Genomic DNA, 14,171 nt, shown 5'->3' on the forward strand with positions numbered 1-14,171 from the left:
TCCTTCTCGCAGGTCACCGGTCCACTGAAACACGCGGTCCTCCGGGGCGCACACGCTCCGTCGCTGCCTCGGACGACGAGGACCGCAGCCCGTGGTGGAGACGCCGTGCCGCCGCGCCCGGGCTCACTCCGACGCCGTGAAGCGACCCCGCCACAGGTCGCGGAGGAGGGAGACCTCGGCCATGTGATGGATGAACTCGAGGTTGGCCCCTGCCAGCACCGCGACGAACGGGTCGTCGGAATCGGAGCCGTACGGGTACCGGGAGAAGCCGACCGTGTCGAGCTGTTCCTCGGTGACGGTGGCCAGGCTCTCGCGCCAGCGGTCGATCAGGTCCCAGAACCGGTGGAGCGCCACGGAGGCGGAGGGGGAGAAGTCGACCAGCAGCCTCGGTTCCCGCCGCCGCTCGCCGAAGGTCCACTCCCACTGGCCCGCCAGACAGGAATGCAGGTGTCCGAGCCGCCACGCGATGGTGGTCACAGGGGTCTCGTCGGGCACCGGCTCACCCCGGTGGGCGAGGACCTGCTCGACCCGCTCGACGCTCACGCTCCAGTCCTCTGCGATCCTGGACACGGTCATGCCCCCGGCGGCCTGCCGGGCGACCTCCGCGTACTCGGCCGCCGGGATGTCCGGGGCGCCCCTGTCGAGCACCCACTCGCCCGGTCCGTACGCCCGTGGCGTCGGCGCCTCGCCCCTGCGCCGGATCGACCAGGAACCGGGCACCGGCTCCCACAGGTACTCGTCGTCACCCAGGCCCTTCAGCCGCACCCGGGCCATCTCCCCGGCCTGGTCGAACTGGCCGAGCAGCAGGCCCAAGCGGTCGGTCCTCGTGCCCTCGGTCATCCCCGGCTCCCCTTGCGTCGCGGCTGCGTCCCACAGCGCTCCGAGGCAAGCTAACGACTCGGATCCCGGGGCGCGAACCATTTCACCGGTTCACCGGGGCCGAAGGGGAGCGTGGCGCTGTCGGCGCACGCTCGTGATGGCCCAGCGTTTCGGGTCCCAAATGGCCCTGGGGGGTGGGTAAATGCGGTCGTAGATTCGTATCCATGACCGAGAACACGACCACCTCGTTCCACCCTCTTCTCACCCGTCACGCCGATGCGGAGACCTGCGTCGACCCGAGCAGCACCATGCGCCTGCTCGGCGAGGCCGGTGACGCCGACGGAGGGTTCACGAGCTACCGCTCGACCTTCGCCGAGGGAGCGGTGGGAGCACCCGCTCATTTCCACACCAGGGCGACGGAGCTGTTCTTCGTACTCGACGGAGCACTGCGGGTGCTGGTGGGTGAGGAGGTGACCGTCCTGCGGAAGGGCGACTTCCTGGCGGTCCCGCCTCACACCCCGCACGCCTTCGCCGCCGCCCCCGGCCACGCCGCGGACGTCCTGTTCGTGTTCGACCACGCGATGGACCGCTTCGCGTACCTGCGCCTGCTCGGCCGGGTCATGCGGGGAGAGGCGGATCCGAAGGAGATCGCCGAGTCCGCCGAGCGGTTCGACAACCACTACGTGGAGAGCGCCGCCTGGCGTGCCGCACTCGACGCCTCCTGAACGAGGGATGTCCGCCTGCGTCCGTGGGACGCGGCCCGGCCCGGGACCGGGCGCACCGCCGGAAACGGGCCGCGGGCCGGTGAAGGGGAGGGGAATGCGTGTGTCGCCGAGTACCGGGTACTCGGCAGCGCAAGGCGTAACCGATCACAGAAGGGGTTGTTCTCCATGTCCTCCTCCCTCGTCGAGACCGTCGACATCAAGGCGCCGGTCGCCGTCACCTGGGCTCTGTGGAGCGACGTGACGCAGTGGCCGAAGTTCCTCAGCCACGTGCGACGCGTGGACCCGATGGACGAGCGCAGGTTCTCCTGGCAGCTGTCCCTGCCCGGCGCCGACAAGGCCTTCGTCGCGGAGCTCACCGAGGTCGTCCCGCAGGACCGGATCGCCTGGAAGACCATCGAGGGGGTGCATCACGCCGGCGTGGTCACGTTCCACCGTCTCGACGACACCTCCAGCCGCGTCGCCCTGCAGATCGAGTACGACCCCCACGGATTCGTGGAGCATCTCGGCGCCCTGACCAACCTCGACTCGGCCCTGGCCAACTACGACCTGGGCGAGTTCCAGAAGCTGGCCGAGGCCACGGTCGCGGGAGACGGGCCGCGCACTACCTGAACCAGGACGCGGCCGGTCCGGACAGCCGCGGGCACGGCCCCGTGGACGATGACCGCCCGTGCGCCTGCAAAGTGCGCACGGGCGGTCACGTGTGTCGCGATACGTGACGGGCGGTCAGTGCCGTGACCCTGCCGAGGACTCGGCTCCGCGCGAGGCCGGAGCGTTCGCGTCCGCAGCCCGTTCCAGCCGCGCCTCCTCCCGTGGGGCGGATTCCGCCGACGCCCGGCGGCTGGTCCGCAGAGGCGACTGGGTCCATTCGGCGAACCACCAGACGCCGGCCACCACGCAGGACCACAGGAGCCCGCTCCGCACCGCACTCGGCCACGGTGCTCCCTCCGCCCATCGCTCCACGGCTGTGAGCGCCACCCAGCCACCGAGCAGCACGGTCAGAACTCGTACACGCCTATACCTGAACATCTCGGCCCGCTACCCGGTCCACGCGGGATTACACAGCGTCACCTCGAAAGAGTTGCGGTGCATCACCGGAGAGGTCGCCTTCGAAGCGGCGCGCGGTCGCACGGCGCGGCGTCCGCCGGATCCCGGTCCCCGGTCCGTCTCTTCCCGTGGAACGGGGGTTGTCGCGTGGAGCGGAAGCGGATGGGATACCTCCATGGAGAAAGCGCTTTCATCGCTGTCCGCCGAACCCCTGGCACCCTTTGACCACCTCGATCACCGCTACCGCGGCGAGAACCCGGTCCGCACGCTCGGCCACCTCTTCCGTCCCGACCGGGGCCGGCTGGCCCTCGCGGTCGCCATCTTCGTCGTGAAGCACAGCCCCATCTGGCTGCTGCCCCTGATCACCGCCACCGTCCTCGACGTGGTCGTCCAGCACGGTCCCGAGTCGGGGATCTGGAAGGCGAGCGGCGTCCTGCTGTTCATCCTCGTGATCAACTATCCGCTCCACCAGTGGTACGTGAGATGTCTGGCCGGCAGCATCCGGCGCATGGGCACCACTCTGCGCTCGGCCCTCTGCCGCCGGATGCAGCAGCTGTCCATCGGCTATCACTCCCGGGTGAGTTCGAGCGTGCTGCAGGCGAAGGTGGTGCGGGACGTCGAAGCGGTGGAGCAGATGGTCCAGCAGAGTTCCGACATGGGGCTCGGCGCGGTCGTCACGCTGATCGGCGGGCTCGTCGTCATCGGTGTACGCGTGCCCGAGTTCCTTCCCGTCTTCCTCGTCGTCGTGCCCGCCTCCGGCTTCCTCGTGATGAAACTGCGCGGCCGGCTGCGCAGCCACAACGAATCCTTCCGCCGCGAGGTCGAGCAACTTTCCTCCCGCGTCGGTGAGATGACCACACTCATTCCGATCACCCGCGCCCACGGCCTGGAGCGGACAGCGCTCGGCCGGGTGGACGGTTCGCTGCGGCAGGTGTTCGCGGCCGGAATGCGCCTGGACATGATCAACGGCCGCTTCGGGTCGCTGGCCTGGGTCATCCTCAACACCCTCGGCGTGCTGTGCCTGACGGGCTCCGCGCTGGTGGCCTACCACGGGTGGATGGCCATCACCCCCGGTGACGTGGTGATGCTCAGCTCCTTCTTCACCGTGCTCACCGGCTCGGTGACGACACTGCTGGGTCTGGCGCCGATCCTCACCAAGGGCCTGGAGTCCGTGCGTTCGGCGGGCGAGGTGCTGCAGGCACCCGACCTGGAGAACAACGCCGGCAAGGCCCGGGTGGAGAGCGTCGTCGGCCGTATCGACTTCGAGGACGTCGGATTCGCCTACGAGGACGGCAAGTCGGCGGTCGACGGGTTCACCCTCTCCGCGCGGCCGGGGGAGACCATCGCTCTCGTCGGGGCGTCGGGCGCCGGCAAGTCCACGGTCCTCAACCTGCTCATCGGATTCATCCGGCCCACCTCGGGCCGCATCCTGCTCGACGGGACCGACATGGCCGGACTCGACCTCCGGACCTATCGCCGCTTCCTCTCGGTGGTGCCCCAGGAGTCGATCCTCTTCGAGGGCAGCATCCGTGACAACGTCACCTACGGGCTGGGGGACACGGACGAGGGGACGCTGATGCGGGCCCTCCGGGAGGCCAACGCGCTGGAATTCGTGGACCGCCTGCCGCGTGGCCTGGACACGGTCATCGGGGAGCACGGAGCGCAGTTGTCGGGCGGCCAGAAGCAGCGCCTCGCCATCGCGAGAGCGCTGATCCGCGACCCGAGGGTACTGGTGCTCGACGAGGCGACCTCCGCGCTGGACAACCGTTCCGAGGCCCTCGTGCAGGAGGCCCTCACACGGCTGGTGCACGGCCGGACCGTCTTCGTCGTCGCCCACCGGCTCTCCACGATCCAGGGTGCCGACCGCATCGTGGCCATGGAGGGCGGCAGGATCGCCGAGGTGGGAACCCACGAGGAACTGCTGGGCACCGGCGGTGTGTACGCGGGTCTGCAGCCCGCCCACCCGAGGTGACGTGGACGGCCTCTGCCGGAGACCGCCGAGGTGGTCGCGCGCCGCCCGGACGAACCGGACCCGGGCGCGCCGGCCGAGGTCGACGGGGTCGCGGCCGGGGGCGACGACAGGCGGTGGGCGAGCATCCTGCGGTGGGACCGGCAGCGCCCGGCGGCCGTGGCGGAAGAGGCGTCCGGTCCGCTCGGCCACTGCGTGGCCGCGTGCGCAGGGTGAGCTGTTTTCCTCTGCCGACCGCGGACCGGACCCGGGTGCGTGTGACCGACGGGCCGACCGGGCGGTCTCCGTTCGGCGGCATCGGGCACAGGACGCCGAGCACGCGGCCCACGAGCGGGGAGCTCCGCGATTCGCACGTGGGGCCGGGGTTCGTACACCAGGCCCGAGTTGGCGTCATGCGGATTCGGCCGCCCGTACGAGGCGTCATACCAGAGCGGGACGACCGGCGGGCAACTTCGACAACTGCACGCCGAACGCGGGCGATTGACGACTACCGTGAGTGGCCGGTGATCAACGGTGGGCTCCTATCGGTCGAGTCCGCCCCAGCCGTTGGCCCGGCCTGACCGACCACCGTAGGTGTCACCACACGAATGCCGATTCCTGGTGCCCCACGTACCGAGGACGAAGATGTCTCAACTTCGCGCACCCGACGCGCGACCGGAACGCCGCGAAGGCGGACGGCACGGCCGTCCGGGTGGCCGTTCCCACTCGGCCACGAGCCGGCCGCGCGCCGCGCAGCCCGCCCCCGACGGCCGCCTGCGACCCCAGCTGATGCGCACGGCGCTCCTGCCGACCGTGGCGGCACTGCTCAGCGGGGCCGCAGCCGTCATCTTCACCATCCGGGCCTCCGGGGTACGCCCCTCCGGCAGCCTCCTGGCGGCGCTCGGCGGATCCGGCGCGCTCGCCGTGGCCGCCGTGGCCGCGGCCTTCCTCGGTGCCGGCCGGGTGTCCGCCGCGGTGCTCGACCGCGCTCTGACCCTCCGGCGCACCGGAGCCCAGCACCACGACGAGCTGCAGCGGCTCGTGGAGCGGATCCGGGACGGAGAGCCGCTGCCGGCCCGTCGGGCCACACCCCCCGCCGCCGCGGACGCGGACGCCTTCGACCTCCTCGCCCAGGAGATGAACCGTGCGCAGGACAGCGCGGTGGCGGCCGTCGTCGAGGCCTCGCAGCTGTTCCGCAGCAACGGGAACGAACAGAAGGTCGAGGTCTTCGTCAACCTCGCCCGGCGTCTCCAGTCCCTCGTGCACCGCGAGATCCAGATCCTGGACGAGCTGGAGAACCAGGTCGAGGATCCCGACCTGCTCAAGGGACTCTTCCACGTCGACCATCTCGCCACCCGCATCCGCAGGCACGCCGAGAACCTCGCCGTACTCGGCGGCGCCGTGTCGCGACGGCAGTGGAGCAGCCCCGTGACCATGACGGAAGTACTCCGTTCCGCGATCGCGGAGGTCGAACAGTACCCACGGGTCAAACTGGTCCCGCCGATCGACGGCACCCTGCGCGGACACGCCGTCGCCGACGTCATCCACCTCCTCGCCGAACTCGTCGAGAACGCGACGGTGTTCTCCGCACCGCACACCCAGGTCCTGCTGCGCGCCCAGCGCGTCACCGCCGGTCTGGCGCTGGAGGTGGAGGACCGAGGGCTCGGCATGCCCGGCCCGGAGCAGAAGCGGATGAACACCCTGCTCGCGGACCCCGACCAGGTCAACGTCGCCCATCTGCTCCAGGACGGGCGGATCGGGTTGTTCGTGGTCGCCTCCCTGGCCCGCAGGCACGGCATCGCCGTCCGGCTCCAGAGCAACATCTACGGGGGAACGCAGGCGGTACTCGTACTGCCCGAGGTCCTTCTGGGCATCGACATCGAGTCCACCACGGCGCCCGACGCGGCGCCGGCCCCGTCACCCGGAACCGTGCACCTGCCGCCCGCGCGGGGCGCGGCGACCCCCGCCCCCGCACAGGTGACGGCGGAACCGTCGCCGGAGCGGGCTCCTGGAGGGAACGGCCAGGGAGGCGGGCCCCCGCTGCCGCTGCGTGCCGAACGCGTGGACCGCCCGAACCCGGCCGCGTCCCCGCCGGTCGCCCGGACCGTACAGCCCGATCCCGCGCCGGTGCCGGTTCCCTTCGGCGGACCCGTCTCGCCGGCCGGACCCGTCCCGCCGGCCGGACCCGTCGAATCCGCGCCGCCCCGCACGGACGCTCCCGCTCCGGCCGCCGAGACCCGACCCGCCCGGCCCCAACTGCCCAGGCGGAGCAACCAGGAGCATCTGGTCCCCCAGCTGCGGGAGGCCCCGGTCCGGCGCACCGAGGACGAGAACGTCCTGCACGATCCCGGTCTGATGGCGGCCTTCCGGCGCGGTGTCGACCTCGCGGAGGCGCAGACCGCCGAGGAGCGGGAGACCGCGCATCCGTACGGCGCGCCGGGTGCCGTGCCCGCCACCGGCCCCGTCCCGTCCGTCGGGGCACAGCGTTCCCACGGCCTCGCCCCCCTGCCCCTCCGGGCCCCCACCACCACGGCGACAACCGGCCCGGGCCCGGTGCACCGGACCCCGCAGACACCCGAACCGGATCCCCGGACCGGCAACACCTTCAAGGAGTAGACGCATCATGACGAGCGAAATGCCGTCCGGTCAGGTCTCCGACCTCGACTGGCTGCTGAGCGGCCTGGTCCAACGCGTGCCGTACACCCGCAGCGCCGTCCTGCTCTCCGCGGACGGACTGGTGAAATCGGTCCACGGGATGGACGCCGACAGCGCCGACCACATGGCGGCCCTGGCCGCGGGCCTGTACTCACTCGGCCGGAGTGCCGGGGCCCGCTTCGGCGACAACGGCGACGTACGGCAGGTCGTGGTCGAGCTCGACTCGACCCTCCTGTTCGTCTCGACCGCCGGTTCCGGCACCTGCCTCGCCGTCCTCGCGGGCCGTGAGGCGGATGCCGCGGTCCTGGGTTACGAGATGGCCATGCTGGTCAAGAGTGTGCGCCCCTACCTGATGACGCCGCTCCGGCAGCCGGCCGGAGCGCCGTTCACCCCGGGGCTGTGAGGATGCCGGCCCCGCAGGACGGGCCGTTGCTCGACGACGCGGCAGGCCGGCTCATCCGCCCCTACACCGTGAGCAACGGCCGCACCCGGCCGACCACCGTGCTCGACCTGCTCTCCCTGGTGATGGCGACGGGGAGCGATCCCCAGGTCCACCTGGGCCCCGAACACACCGTGGCCCTGGAGCTCTGCGACGGGCCCACGTCCGTGGCCGAGATCGCCGCCCACCTCCGGCTGCCCGCGGTCATCACCAAGGTCCTCCTGTCCGACCTGGTCGACTGCGGGGCCGTCACCGCACACGCCCCCGCCTTCCACGACATGCCAACCGACCGATCTCTGCTGGAGGCAGTGCTCGATGGTCTACGACGACAGCTCTGACAGCTCCGAATTCTTCCCCGTGGCCCTCAAGGTCCTGGTCGCGGGTGGGTTCGGCGTCGGCAAAACGACGTTCGTGGGCGCCGTCAGCGAGATCGCGCCACTGAGTACCGAGGAGCTCCTGACGCAGGTCAGCGCGGCGACCGACTCTCTCGAAGGCATCGAATCCAAGTCCGCCACCACCGTGGCCATGGACTTCGGCCGGATCACCCTGTCCGAGCAGCACGTGCTGTACCTCTTCGGCACGCCGGGGCAGGAGCGCTTCTGGTTCATGTGGGACGAACTGTCCAAGGGCGCCCTCGGCGCTGTCGTGCTGGCCGACACACGCCGGCTCGCCGAGTGCTTCGCGGCCGTCGACTTCTTCGAGCGGCGTGGCATCGGGTTCATCGTCGCCGTCAACGAGTTCGACGGCGCCTACCGCTACGAACCGGAAGAGGTGCGGGCGGCGCTCGACCTCGGGCCCGAGGTGCCGGTCGTCCTCTGCGACGCCAGGATCGCCAGCTCCGGGACCGGGGCGCTGGTCACGCTCGTCCAGCACCTCATCAACGCCACGGCGCCCACCCCGCTCTCGGGCTTCGGAGCCACTCCGTGACCCCGACGCGCCCGACCAGGGGGAGCCGTCGTCACGACGCGCCGGTCCCGTCACCCGGCCCGTGGAAGCGGAACCAGTCCACGGCGAACAGATCCGGCTTCTCGCTGTTCCACGCGGCGTCGGTGAACACCACGTAGAGACGATCGCTGCGGCCCTGACTCCTCAGCGCGGCCGTCGGCGTCACGTCCCCGCCCCCGTGCCCGGCGCCGGGCACGCGCACCGAGCCGAGAAGGGGGCCGTCGGGAGAGCCTGCCCGGAATTCGACGGTGCCGCCGAGTCCGCACGGTGTCGCCCCGACCGTCACCGACCGGATGCCGCCCAGGTCCAGCGGATCGAAGGCGATCCAGTCACCGTCCTCGATCTCCGTCAGCACCCGGCCGCCGGAGGCACCCGTGCGGTTCCCGGCCACAGCGCCTCCATGGGTGCCCCCGGTCGACGTGAAGTCCTCCGCCTCCTGGAAGGACGTGCGCAGGGTGAGCGAGGCGGAACCCGTGAGTTCCGGGGCGTCCGGGCCGCCCTCGTCCGTGTAGCGCATCGTGACCCGGTAGCGGCCGGACCGGGGCACATCACCCGCCTCCGTGACGATCGAGCCCCGGCAGCCCCGCGAGCGGGGGAGGGGGCTCAGCGCTCCGGGCCGGCCGGTCCGTGTGCGTACGAGGATCCGGGAGCAGTCGACGGGGGTGTTCCTTCCGTCCTCCTCGTCACGCACCTCCACGGTGAAGCCGACGGTGTCGCCGGGGCGGAACAGTCCACCGTCCGCGGGCCGGCGGACGGTGATCCGGGGCCGGTTGTTGCCCACGGTGATGTCCTGGCCGGCCACGGCCGTCGTCCCCTCGGGCCCGGTCACCGTGAGCCGCGCCGTGAACCGGCCCTCGGCGCGGTAGGTGTACGAGGGGTTCGCCTCGGTCGAGTCGGTGCCGCCGTCGCCGTCGAAGTCCCAGGCGTAGGTCACCGGTACGCCTCCGGGGAGCCCGGAGCCCGCACCGGTGAAGGCCACGGTGAGCGGGGCGGAGCCGTTGTCGCGATCGGCGGTGACGGCGGCACCGGGCAGGGCGCCGAGGCCGACGTGGTCGATCCGGAAGATCCCGGAGCCTCCGTCGTCCCCGTCATGGTCCGTACCGTCGTCCTGCCCGGAATCGACGACGTACAGCGCGCCGTCCGGGCCGAAGACCGCGGCCGTCGGCCTGTTCCACTCCATGTCCTCGAACACGGCGTCGACGGACTGCAGTTCACCGGCGGAGACCGGTCCGAGCCGCGGGTCGGTGAACGTACGGTCCTCCCGCAGGAACGAGAGCGTGGTGAAGCGCCGCCCCGCCGGGTCGTACGTCAGCCACTTCCCGGCGAAGTACTCGGGGAACCTGGTGCGGTACAGGCTCCCCGCGTCGTAGTCGTAGACAGGGCCGCTCATCGTGATGCCGCCGCCCGGGCCGGCGGCGTCCGGCGCGCCGCCGAACCGCGGGGCGCAGTCCGTCGCTCCGCGGGGGAGCCCGCCAGAGCAGAACGGACTTCCGATCTGGCCCGCCCCCGTGATCCGGAAGTGCCCGACCGTGCCGTCGGGGCGGGTGTCGGTCGCCAGCACGATGCCGCTCACCGGGTCGACGGTGAACCGGAACGGGTTGCGCATACCCGTCGCGTAGATCTCCGGGCGGGTACCCGGCGTCCCCGGTGCGAAGAGGTTGCCCTCCGGCACGGTGTAGGTGCCGTCGTCCCGCGGGGTGAGGCGCAGGATCGCGCCCCGCAGGTCGTTCGGGCCACCGGCGTTCAGGGGGAGCGTGATGTCGCCCGTGGCCGCGAACAGGCTGCCCTCCCGGTCGAAGGCGAGCGAACCCGTCGGTGCCGGGGAGTCCGCGGCGTCCGTGCTCCGCCGGCCCGGGAGGGTGAGCAGCCGCTTCTCCGAGGCGGGATCGACCGTGTCCGGGCCAGCCGTGAAACGGGAGAGGAGGAGCCGCTCGCCGGAGGTGTCGGAACGCAGCAGATAGAGCCAGTGGTTCTCCGCGAACCGTGGATCCAGGGTCAGAGCGATCAGCCCGTCCGAGCGGGCGGCCGTCCCGGGGCCGTACGCCAGGTCGAGAGCCGTGGAGACCCTCGTCGTCCGCTGGTCGACGACCTCGAGTTCACCGGTGCGCCGGGCGACGAACACCCGGCGGTCGGGGGCCACCGCCACGTCGACGGGATCGCCGGGGCCACCGGTCGCGAGCCTGGTCCGCTGGAAGGAACCGGCCCGGGTCGCGGTGCAGTCGCCCGGCCTCGCGCCCGCGGCCCACTCGATACCCCCCAGGAGATGGGCGAGGAAGTACTCCTCGTGGAAGGCGGAGGGCGCGTGGCCGCCCGCCGTGAACCAGGAACGACCGCCGTCGTAGTCCTGGCACCACGACCAGGGATGGTCCACACCCTCGTCGAGCCCGGTGATCCCGTCGCGCACTCTGATCCGGGCGAGCGTGTGCACCGTCGCGCTCGGACCGGTCCGCCAGGAGAGCCAGTCCTCCGTACGCTCCCAGAGGTCGGGGAGCGCCACCGTGGAAGGGTGGGCGCGGTCGAGGACCTCGACCCTTCCCGCCTGCACCGGGGCGCTCCGGTCGAGGGCGGCTCCCACCAGGCCCCGGTACCAGTCCCAGTCACCCGCTCCGTCCGACGCGTCGTGCAGTCCGACCCACCCGCCACCGGCCCGGACGTACTGCTGCAGGGCCGCGCGGCCCCGCTCGTGGAGGCCGCCGTCGCCCTCAGGCGCGGCCGCGGTGTTGTTGAAGACGACCGCGTGGAACCGCGCCAGACGGGAGTCATCGAAGACGGCCGGATCGTCCGTAGCCTCCACCCCGAACCCGTTGCGGGCCCCGAGTTCCCGCACCGCTTCGACACCGGCACGGATCGTCCCCCGGGGGTCGTGCGCCCCGCCCGAGTACACCAGCACCCGGAAGGACACCGCCGGCGCCCTCGGGAACGAGGAGACCGCCGCCGCACCGACGATCGACGCCAGGAGCGAGAACAGGGCCAGGACGGCGATCGACGCCGGGGGAAGAGCCCGGGACGGGGTACTGCTGGGTAACGGGCGGCTGCTCATGAGGGCGCTCCCGGTGCGGTGTGGGGCCGAGCGGGGGAGGAAAGCGCTTACTGATGTGCGTGGCTCAGCGTAGGTTCATGGCAACGCCGGGTCAACGGGCCGTCAGATCCCGGGGCTGAGCTGAGCCGGCCCGGAGCGCGGACGGGTGCGGGGCGCCGCCGCGGCCGGCCGGGCCGAGGAGGTGTGGGCTGCCGCTTCAGGGGTGCAGGAAGCCGGTGATCCGCTGCCGGAGGGACCGTGGGTCGAGGCCGTGCGCCACGAGGTGGTCCGGCATCTGCCCGTACCTGCGCAGCTCGCTACGGCCCACCCCCAGTCCGAGGATCCGGTGGGGCAGGTCGGTCAGGGCGTCGTTGGCCGCCGCCGTCGAGGTGCCGGCGAGGAACGGTTCGACGAGGACGACGCCCGTGGTGCCGTGCGCACCGGCGGCGCGGCGGAGGGACGCCGCGTCGAAGGGACGCACCGTCGTCGCGTACAGCACCGTCACGTCCAAGCCCTCGGTCGCCTCGAGGACGTTGTCGAGCATCGGCCCGACGGCGATCACCACCCCGCCGCCGTCGCCCCGGCGCACGGTCTCGAAGCCCGGGCCTCCGACCGCGCGGGCGGCCCTGTTGGACTGGAGTGAGAGGCGTACGTAGACGCGGCCGTCACCCCTCACGGACCGCCGCAGCAGCGTTTCGGCCTCGTCGGGGTGGCCCGGGACGTGCACCGTCCAGCCGTCGAGCGTGTCGAGGAGGGCGACATCGCCCGGCGCCATGTGGGTGAAACCTCCGGCGGGCCAGTCGTACGAGGCTCCGGCGCTGACCAGCACCCCGCCCACCCCCTGATGTCCCAGGTCCAGCTTCACCTGTTCGAAGGGGCGCTCCACCAGGAAGCTGGCGAAGGTGTGCATGACGGGCCGCATCCCGGTCAGGGCCATCCCGGCGCCCGCGCCGATGAGCAGCTGTTCCCTGATTCCGACGTTGACCACCCGGTGCGGGTGGGCACGCTCGGCCGGGCCGAATCCGTCTCGGCTGATCTCGGCGAGCACCACGGCGATGCGTGGATCCTCGTCGAGGAGACGGGTGGTGGTGGCGATGAAGCGGTCGCGCATGGTGTCCATGGGGGTGTCCTCGCTCGTGTTCGGGGTCGTGTCCGGGCCGGAAGGGCGGGCCGGGTGCTCAGCGGCCGGGTGCCAGCGGGCGATCACGGCGTGCGGCCGGCCGGGGTGCGGCGCGGTGAAGGCTGCGTACAGCGCGTCGTGGTCCCTGCCGTCCACGGTCGACGCCGACCATCCGGCGGCCTCGAAACGTGCCGCGATACCGCCGGGCCGGGCGTACGTCGCCGACGCGTTGTCGATCACCACGGTGTTGAGCTGTTCGAGCCCTGCCGGGCCGGCGTAGGCGATCGCCTCGTGGTTGCTTCCCTCGTCCAGCTCGGCGTCGCCCGTGAGCACCCATACCCGGGGCTCCGTCAGACCTTGCGCGCGCAGCCCCAGCACGCTGCCGACGGCCAGCGGCAGACCGTGGCCGAGCGACCCGCTGCCGATCTCGGCGCCGGGAACCAGCAGCCGGTCCGGATGGTGCCCGAGCGGGGAGTCGTACGCTCCGAAGCCGCTGAGCAGCTCCTCGTCGAAGAAGCCGCGAGCGGCCAGCACGGCGTAGTAGGCCATCGGGCCGTGCCCCTTGGAGAGCAGGAATCGGTCCCGGCCGGGGGAGCCGGCGGTGGCGGGCGAGACCCGCAGCACGCGGTCGTACAGCACCCAGAGGACGTCCAGGGTGGACGTGGCCGCCGGGCCGTGCTTCTCGTCACCGGTCATGAGGCCCATCAGCCGGTCGAGCTCGCCGTAGCCGTGGAGCGGTGGGGTCGTCGTGTTCGTCATGCGGCCCAGCATTCGACCTCAAGTTAGGTTGAGGTCAAGCCCTCGGGAAACGGGTTCGTGAGCACCGGTGCAAGTGCGGTATTGTTCTCATGCGCGTTCGGCCAGGGGAAACCCCAGGTCAGACGGACAGCGGGACGTGGCGCAGCTTGGTAGCGCACTTGACTGGGGGTCAAGGGGTCGCAGGTTCAAATCCTGTCGTCCCGACTCGAGAGAGTCGTAGATCAGGGCCGGTTTCGGAGCAATCCGAGACCGGCCCTGATCATTTTTGGAGACCAGCGTCCTTGACCGGGTCAGCGGGGCTTCCCGGCGCACAGGAAGCGCTGGGCGACGAGAGACGGATCTCCTCGACGACGGGGACCCTGCGAGCCCGCTTGCCCTTGGTGCCTTGTCGGTCGGCCCGCCGGGCGCGGGTGTGGTCCGGCGCCGCGCGGTCCAGATCCACCGGGCGGTGTCGGTGTCTCCGACGCGGCAGCCTGAGATCTCTCCGATCCGTGCGGTGGTGCGCGCGGCGAAGATGACCACGGTCCCAGCCGGGGCACTCGTCGTGGGAGGCGGCCACGAGTGCGTCGCCCCGTGCGACGGGCCTCTTTCCGTCGCGCGCTAGGGCCTGTGTGAGGTCGTGATCAATATCTGCGTTCCGCTGCCGTGCCGGGACGGATCACGGTAGAACGCCGGTGTGACGCGCCGACAGCTCAGTG

The 14,171-nt window shown here is 71.6% G+C and carries 10 protein-coding genes, 1 tRNA gene and 1 pseudogene; 8 read left to right on the forward strand and 4 right to left on the reverse strand.

Annotated elements, in window-relative coordinates:
- Window positions 1-123: 123 nt before the first annotated feature.
- Window positions 124-840, reverse strand: a complete 717-nt coding sequence (locus IA22_RS0129905; protein ID WP_014152753.1) for a DinB family protein — start codon at window positions 838-840, stop codon at window positions 124-126.
- 203 nt (window positions 841-1,043) lie between these two features.
- On the opposite strand from IA22_RS0129905, the gene IA22_RS0129910 reads away from it, so the two are divergent.
- The 7 genes from IA22_RS0129910 (at window position 1,044) to IA22_RS0129945 (ending at window position 8,557) form a co-directional block, all read left to right on the forward strand.
- A complete protein-coding gene (locus IA22_RS0129910; protein WP_014152752.1) occupies window positions 1,044-1,544 on the forward strand; it encodes a cupin domain-containing protein in 501 nt (166 codons plus the stop codon).
- 165 nt (window positions 1,545-1,709) lie between these two features.
- Entirely contained in the window at window positions 1,710-2,153 is a 444-nt protein-coding gene (locus IA22_RS0129915; protein WP_030125381.1) for an SRPBCC family protein, read from the forward strand.
- Between the two features lie 610 nt (window positions 2,154-2,763).
- Window positions 2,764-4,560: an ABC transporter ATP-binding protein gene (locus IA22_RS0129920; protein WP_030125382.1), complete on the forward strand. Its 1,797-nt coding sequence runs from the start codon at window positions 2,764-2,766 to the stop codon at window positions 4,558-4,560.
- Between the two features lie 621 nt (window positions 4,561-5,181).
- Window positions 5,182-7,152 carry an ATP-binding protein gene (locus IA22_RS0129930; RefSeq protein ID WP_030125384.1) on the forward strand — a complete coding sequence of 657 codons (1,971 nt, stop codon included), beginning with the start codon at window positions 5,182-5,184 and terminating at the stop codon, window positions 7,150-7,152.
- Window positions 7,153-7,159: 7 nt separating this feature from the next.
- Entirely contained in the window at window positions 7,160-7,594 is a 435-nt protein-coding gene (locus tag IA22_RS0129935; protein ID WP_014152748.1) for a roadblock/LC7 domain-containing protein, read from the forward strand.
- Window positions 7,595-7,596: 2 nt separating this feature from the next.
- A complete protein-coding gene (locus tag IA22_RS0129940; protein WP_014152747.1) occupies window positions 7,597-7,968 on the forward strand; it encodes a DUF742 domain-containing protein in 372 nt (123 codons plus the stop codon).
- Complete coding sequence (locus IA22_RS0129945; protein ID WP_014152746.1) at window positions 7,946-8,557, forward strand: GTP-binding protein; 612 nt, start codon at window positions 7,946-7,948, stop codon at window positions 8,555-8,557. The genes IA22_RS0129940 and IA22_RS0129945 overlap by 23 nt, the downstream gene beginning before the upstream one ends.
- A gap of 31 nt (window positions 8,558-8,588) precedes the next feature.
- Here IA22_RS0129945 and IA22_RS0129950 read toward each other — a convergent pair whose 3' ends face one another.
- The 3 genes and pseudogenes from IA22_RS0129950 to IA22_RS35465 form a co-directional block, all read right to left on the reverse strand.
- On the reverse strand, window positions 8,589-11,615 hold the full coding sequence (locus tag IA22_RS0129950) for a ThuA domain-containing protein (protein ID WP_030125385.1): 3,027 nt from the start codon (window positions 11,613-11,615) through the stop codon (window positions 8,589-8,591).
- Window positions 11,616-11,811: 196 nt separating this feature from the next.
- Window positions 11,812-12,714: a transketolase family protein gene (locus tag IA22_RS0129955; protein WP_030125386.1), complete on the reverse strand. Its 903-nt coding sequence runs from the start codon at window positions 12,712-12,714 to the stop codon at window positions 11,812-11,814.
- A gap of 66 nt (window positions 12,715-12,780) precedes the next feature.
- A pseudogene (locus tag IA22_RS35465) lies at window positions 12,781-13,485 on the reverse strand (transketolase); the annotation flags it as partial.
- Between the two features lie 118 nt (window positions 13,486-13,603).
- Between IA22_RS35465 and IA22_RS0129965 the strand changes: the two are divergent.
- Window positions 13,604-13,677 (forward strand) — tRNA-Pro (locus IA22_RS0129965).
- Window positions 13,678-14,171 lie beyond the last annotated feature (494 nt).

Source organism: Kitasatospora papulosa (assembly GCF_000717245.1).
In the GTDB taxonomy this organism is placed as follows: domain Bacteria; phylum Actinomycetota; class Actinomycetes; order Streptomycetales; family Streptomycetaceae; genus Streptomyces; species Streptomyces papulosus.

What these genes read in the sequence shown, in the direction of transcription:
- IA22_RS0129920 (WP_030125382.1), top strand. Translation starts at nt 2,764, where the DNA reads ATGGAGAAAGCGCTTTCATCGCTGTCCGCCGAACCCCTGGCACCCTTT.
- IA22_RS0129950 (WP_030125385.1), bottom strand. Translation starts at nt 11,615, where the DNA reads ATGAGCAGCCGCCCGTTACCCAGCAGTACCCCGTCCCGGGCTCTTCCC.
- IA22_RS0129910 (WP_014152752.1), top strand. Translation starts at nt 1,044, where the DNA reads ATGACCGAGAACACGACCACCTCGTTCCACCCTCTTCTCACCCGTCAC.
- IA22_RS0129940 (WP_014152747.1), top strand. Translation starts at nt 7,597, where the DNA reads ATGCCGGCCCCGCAGGACGGGCCGTTGCTCGACGACGCGGCAGGCCGG.
- IA22_RS0129935 (WP_014152748.1), top strand. Translation starts at nt 7,160, where the DNA reads ATGACGAGCGAAATGCCGTCCGGTCAGGTCTCCGACCTCGACTGGCTG.
- IA22_RS0129945 (WP_014152746.1), top strand. Translation starts at nt 7,946, where the DNA reads ATGGTCTACGACGACAGCTCTGACAGCTCCGAATTCTTCCCCGTGGCC.
- IA22_RS0129955 (WP_030125386.1), bottom strand. Translation starts at nt 12,714, where the DNA reads ATGGACACCATGCGCGACCGCTTCATCGCCACCACCACCCGTCTCCTC.
- IA22_RS0129905 (WP_014152753.1), bottom strand. Translation starts at nt 840, where the DNA reads ATGACCGAGGGCACGAGGACCGACCGCTTGGGCCTGCTGCTCGGCCAG.
- IA22_RS0129915 (WP_030125381.1), top strand. Translation starts at nt 1,710, where the DNA reads ATGTCCTCCTCCCTCGTCGAGACCGTCGACATCAAGGCGCCGGTCGCC.
- IA22_RS0129930 (WP_030125384.1), top strand. Translation starts at nt 5,182, where the DNA reads ATGTCTCAACTTCGCGCACCCGACGCGCGACCGGAACGCCGCGAAGGC.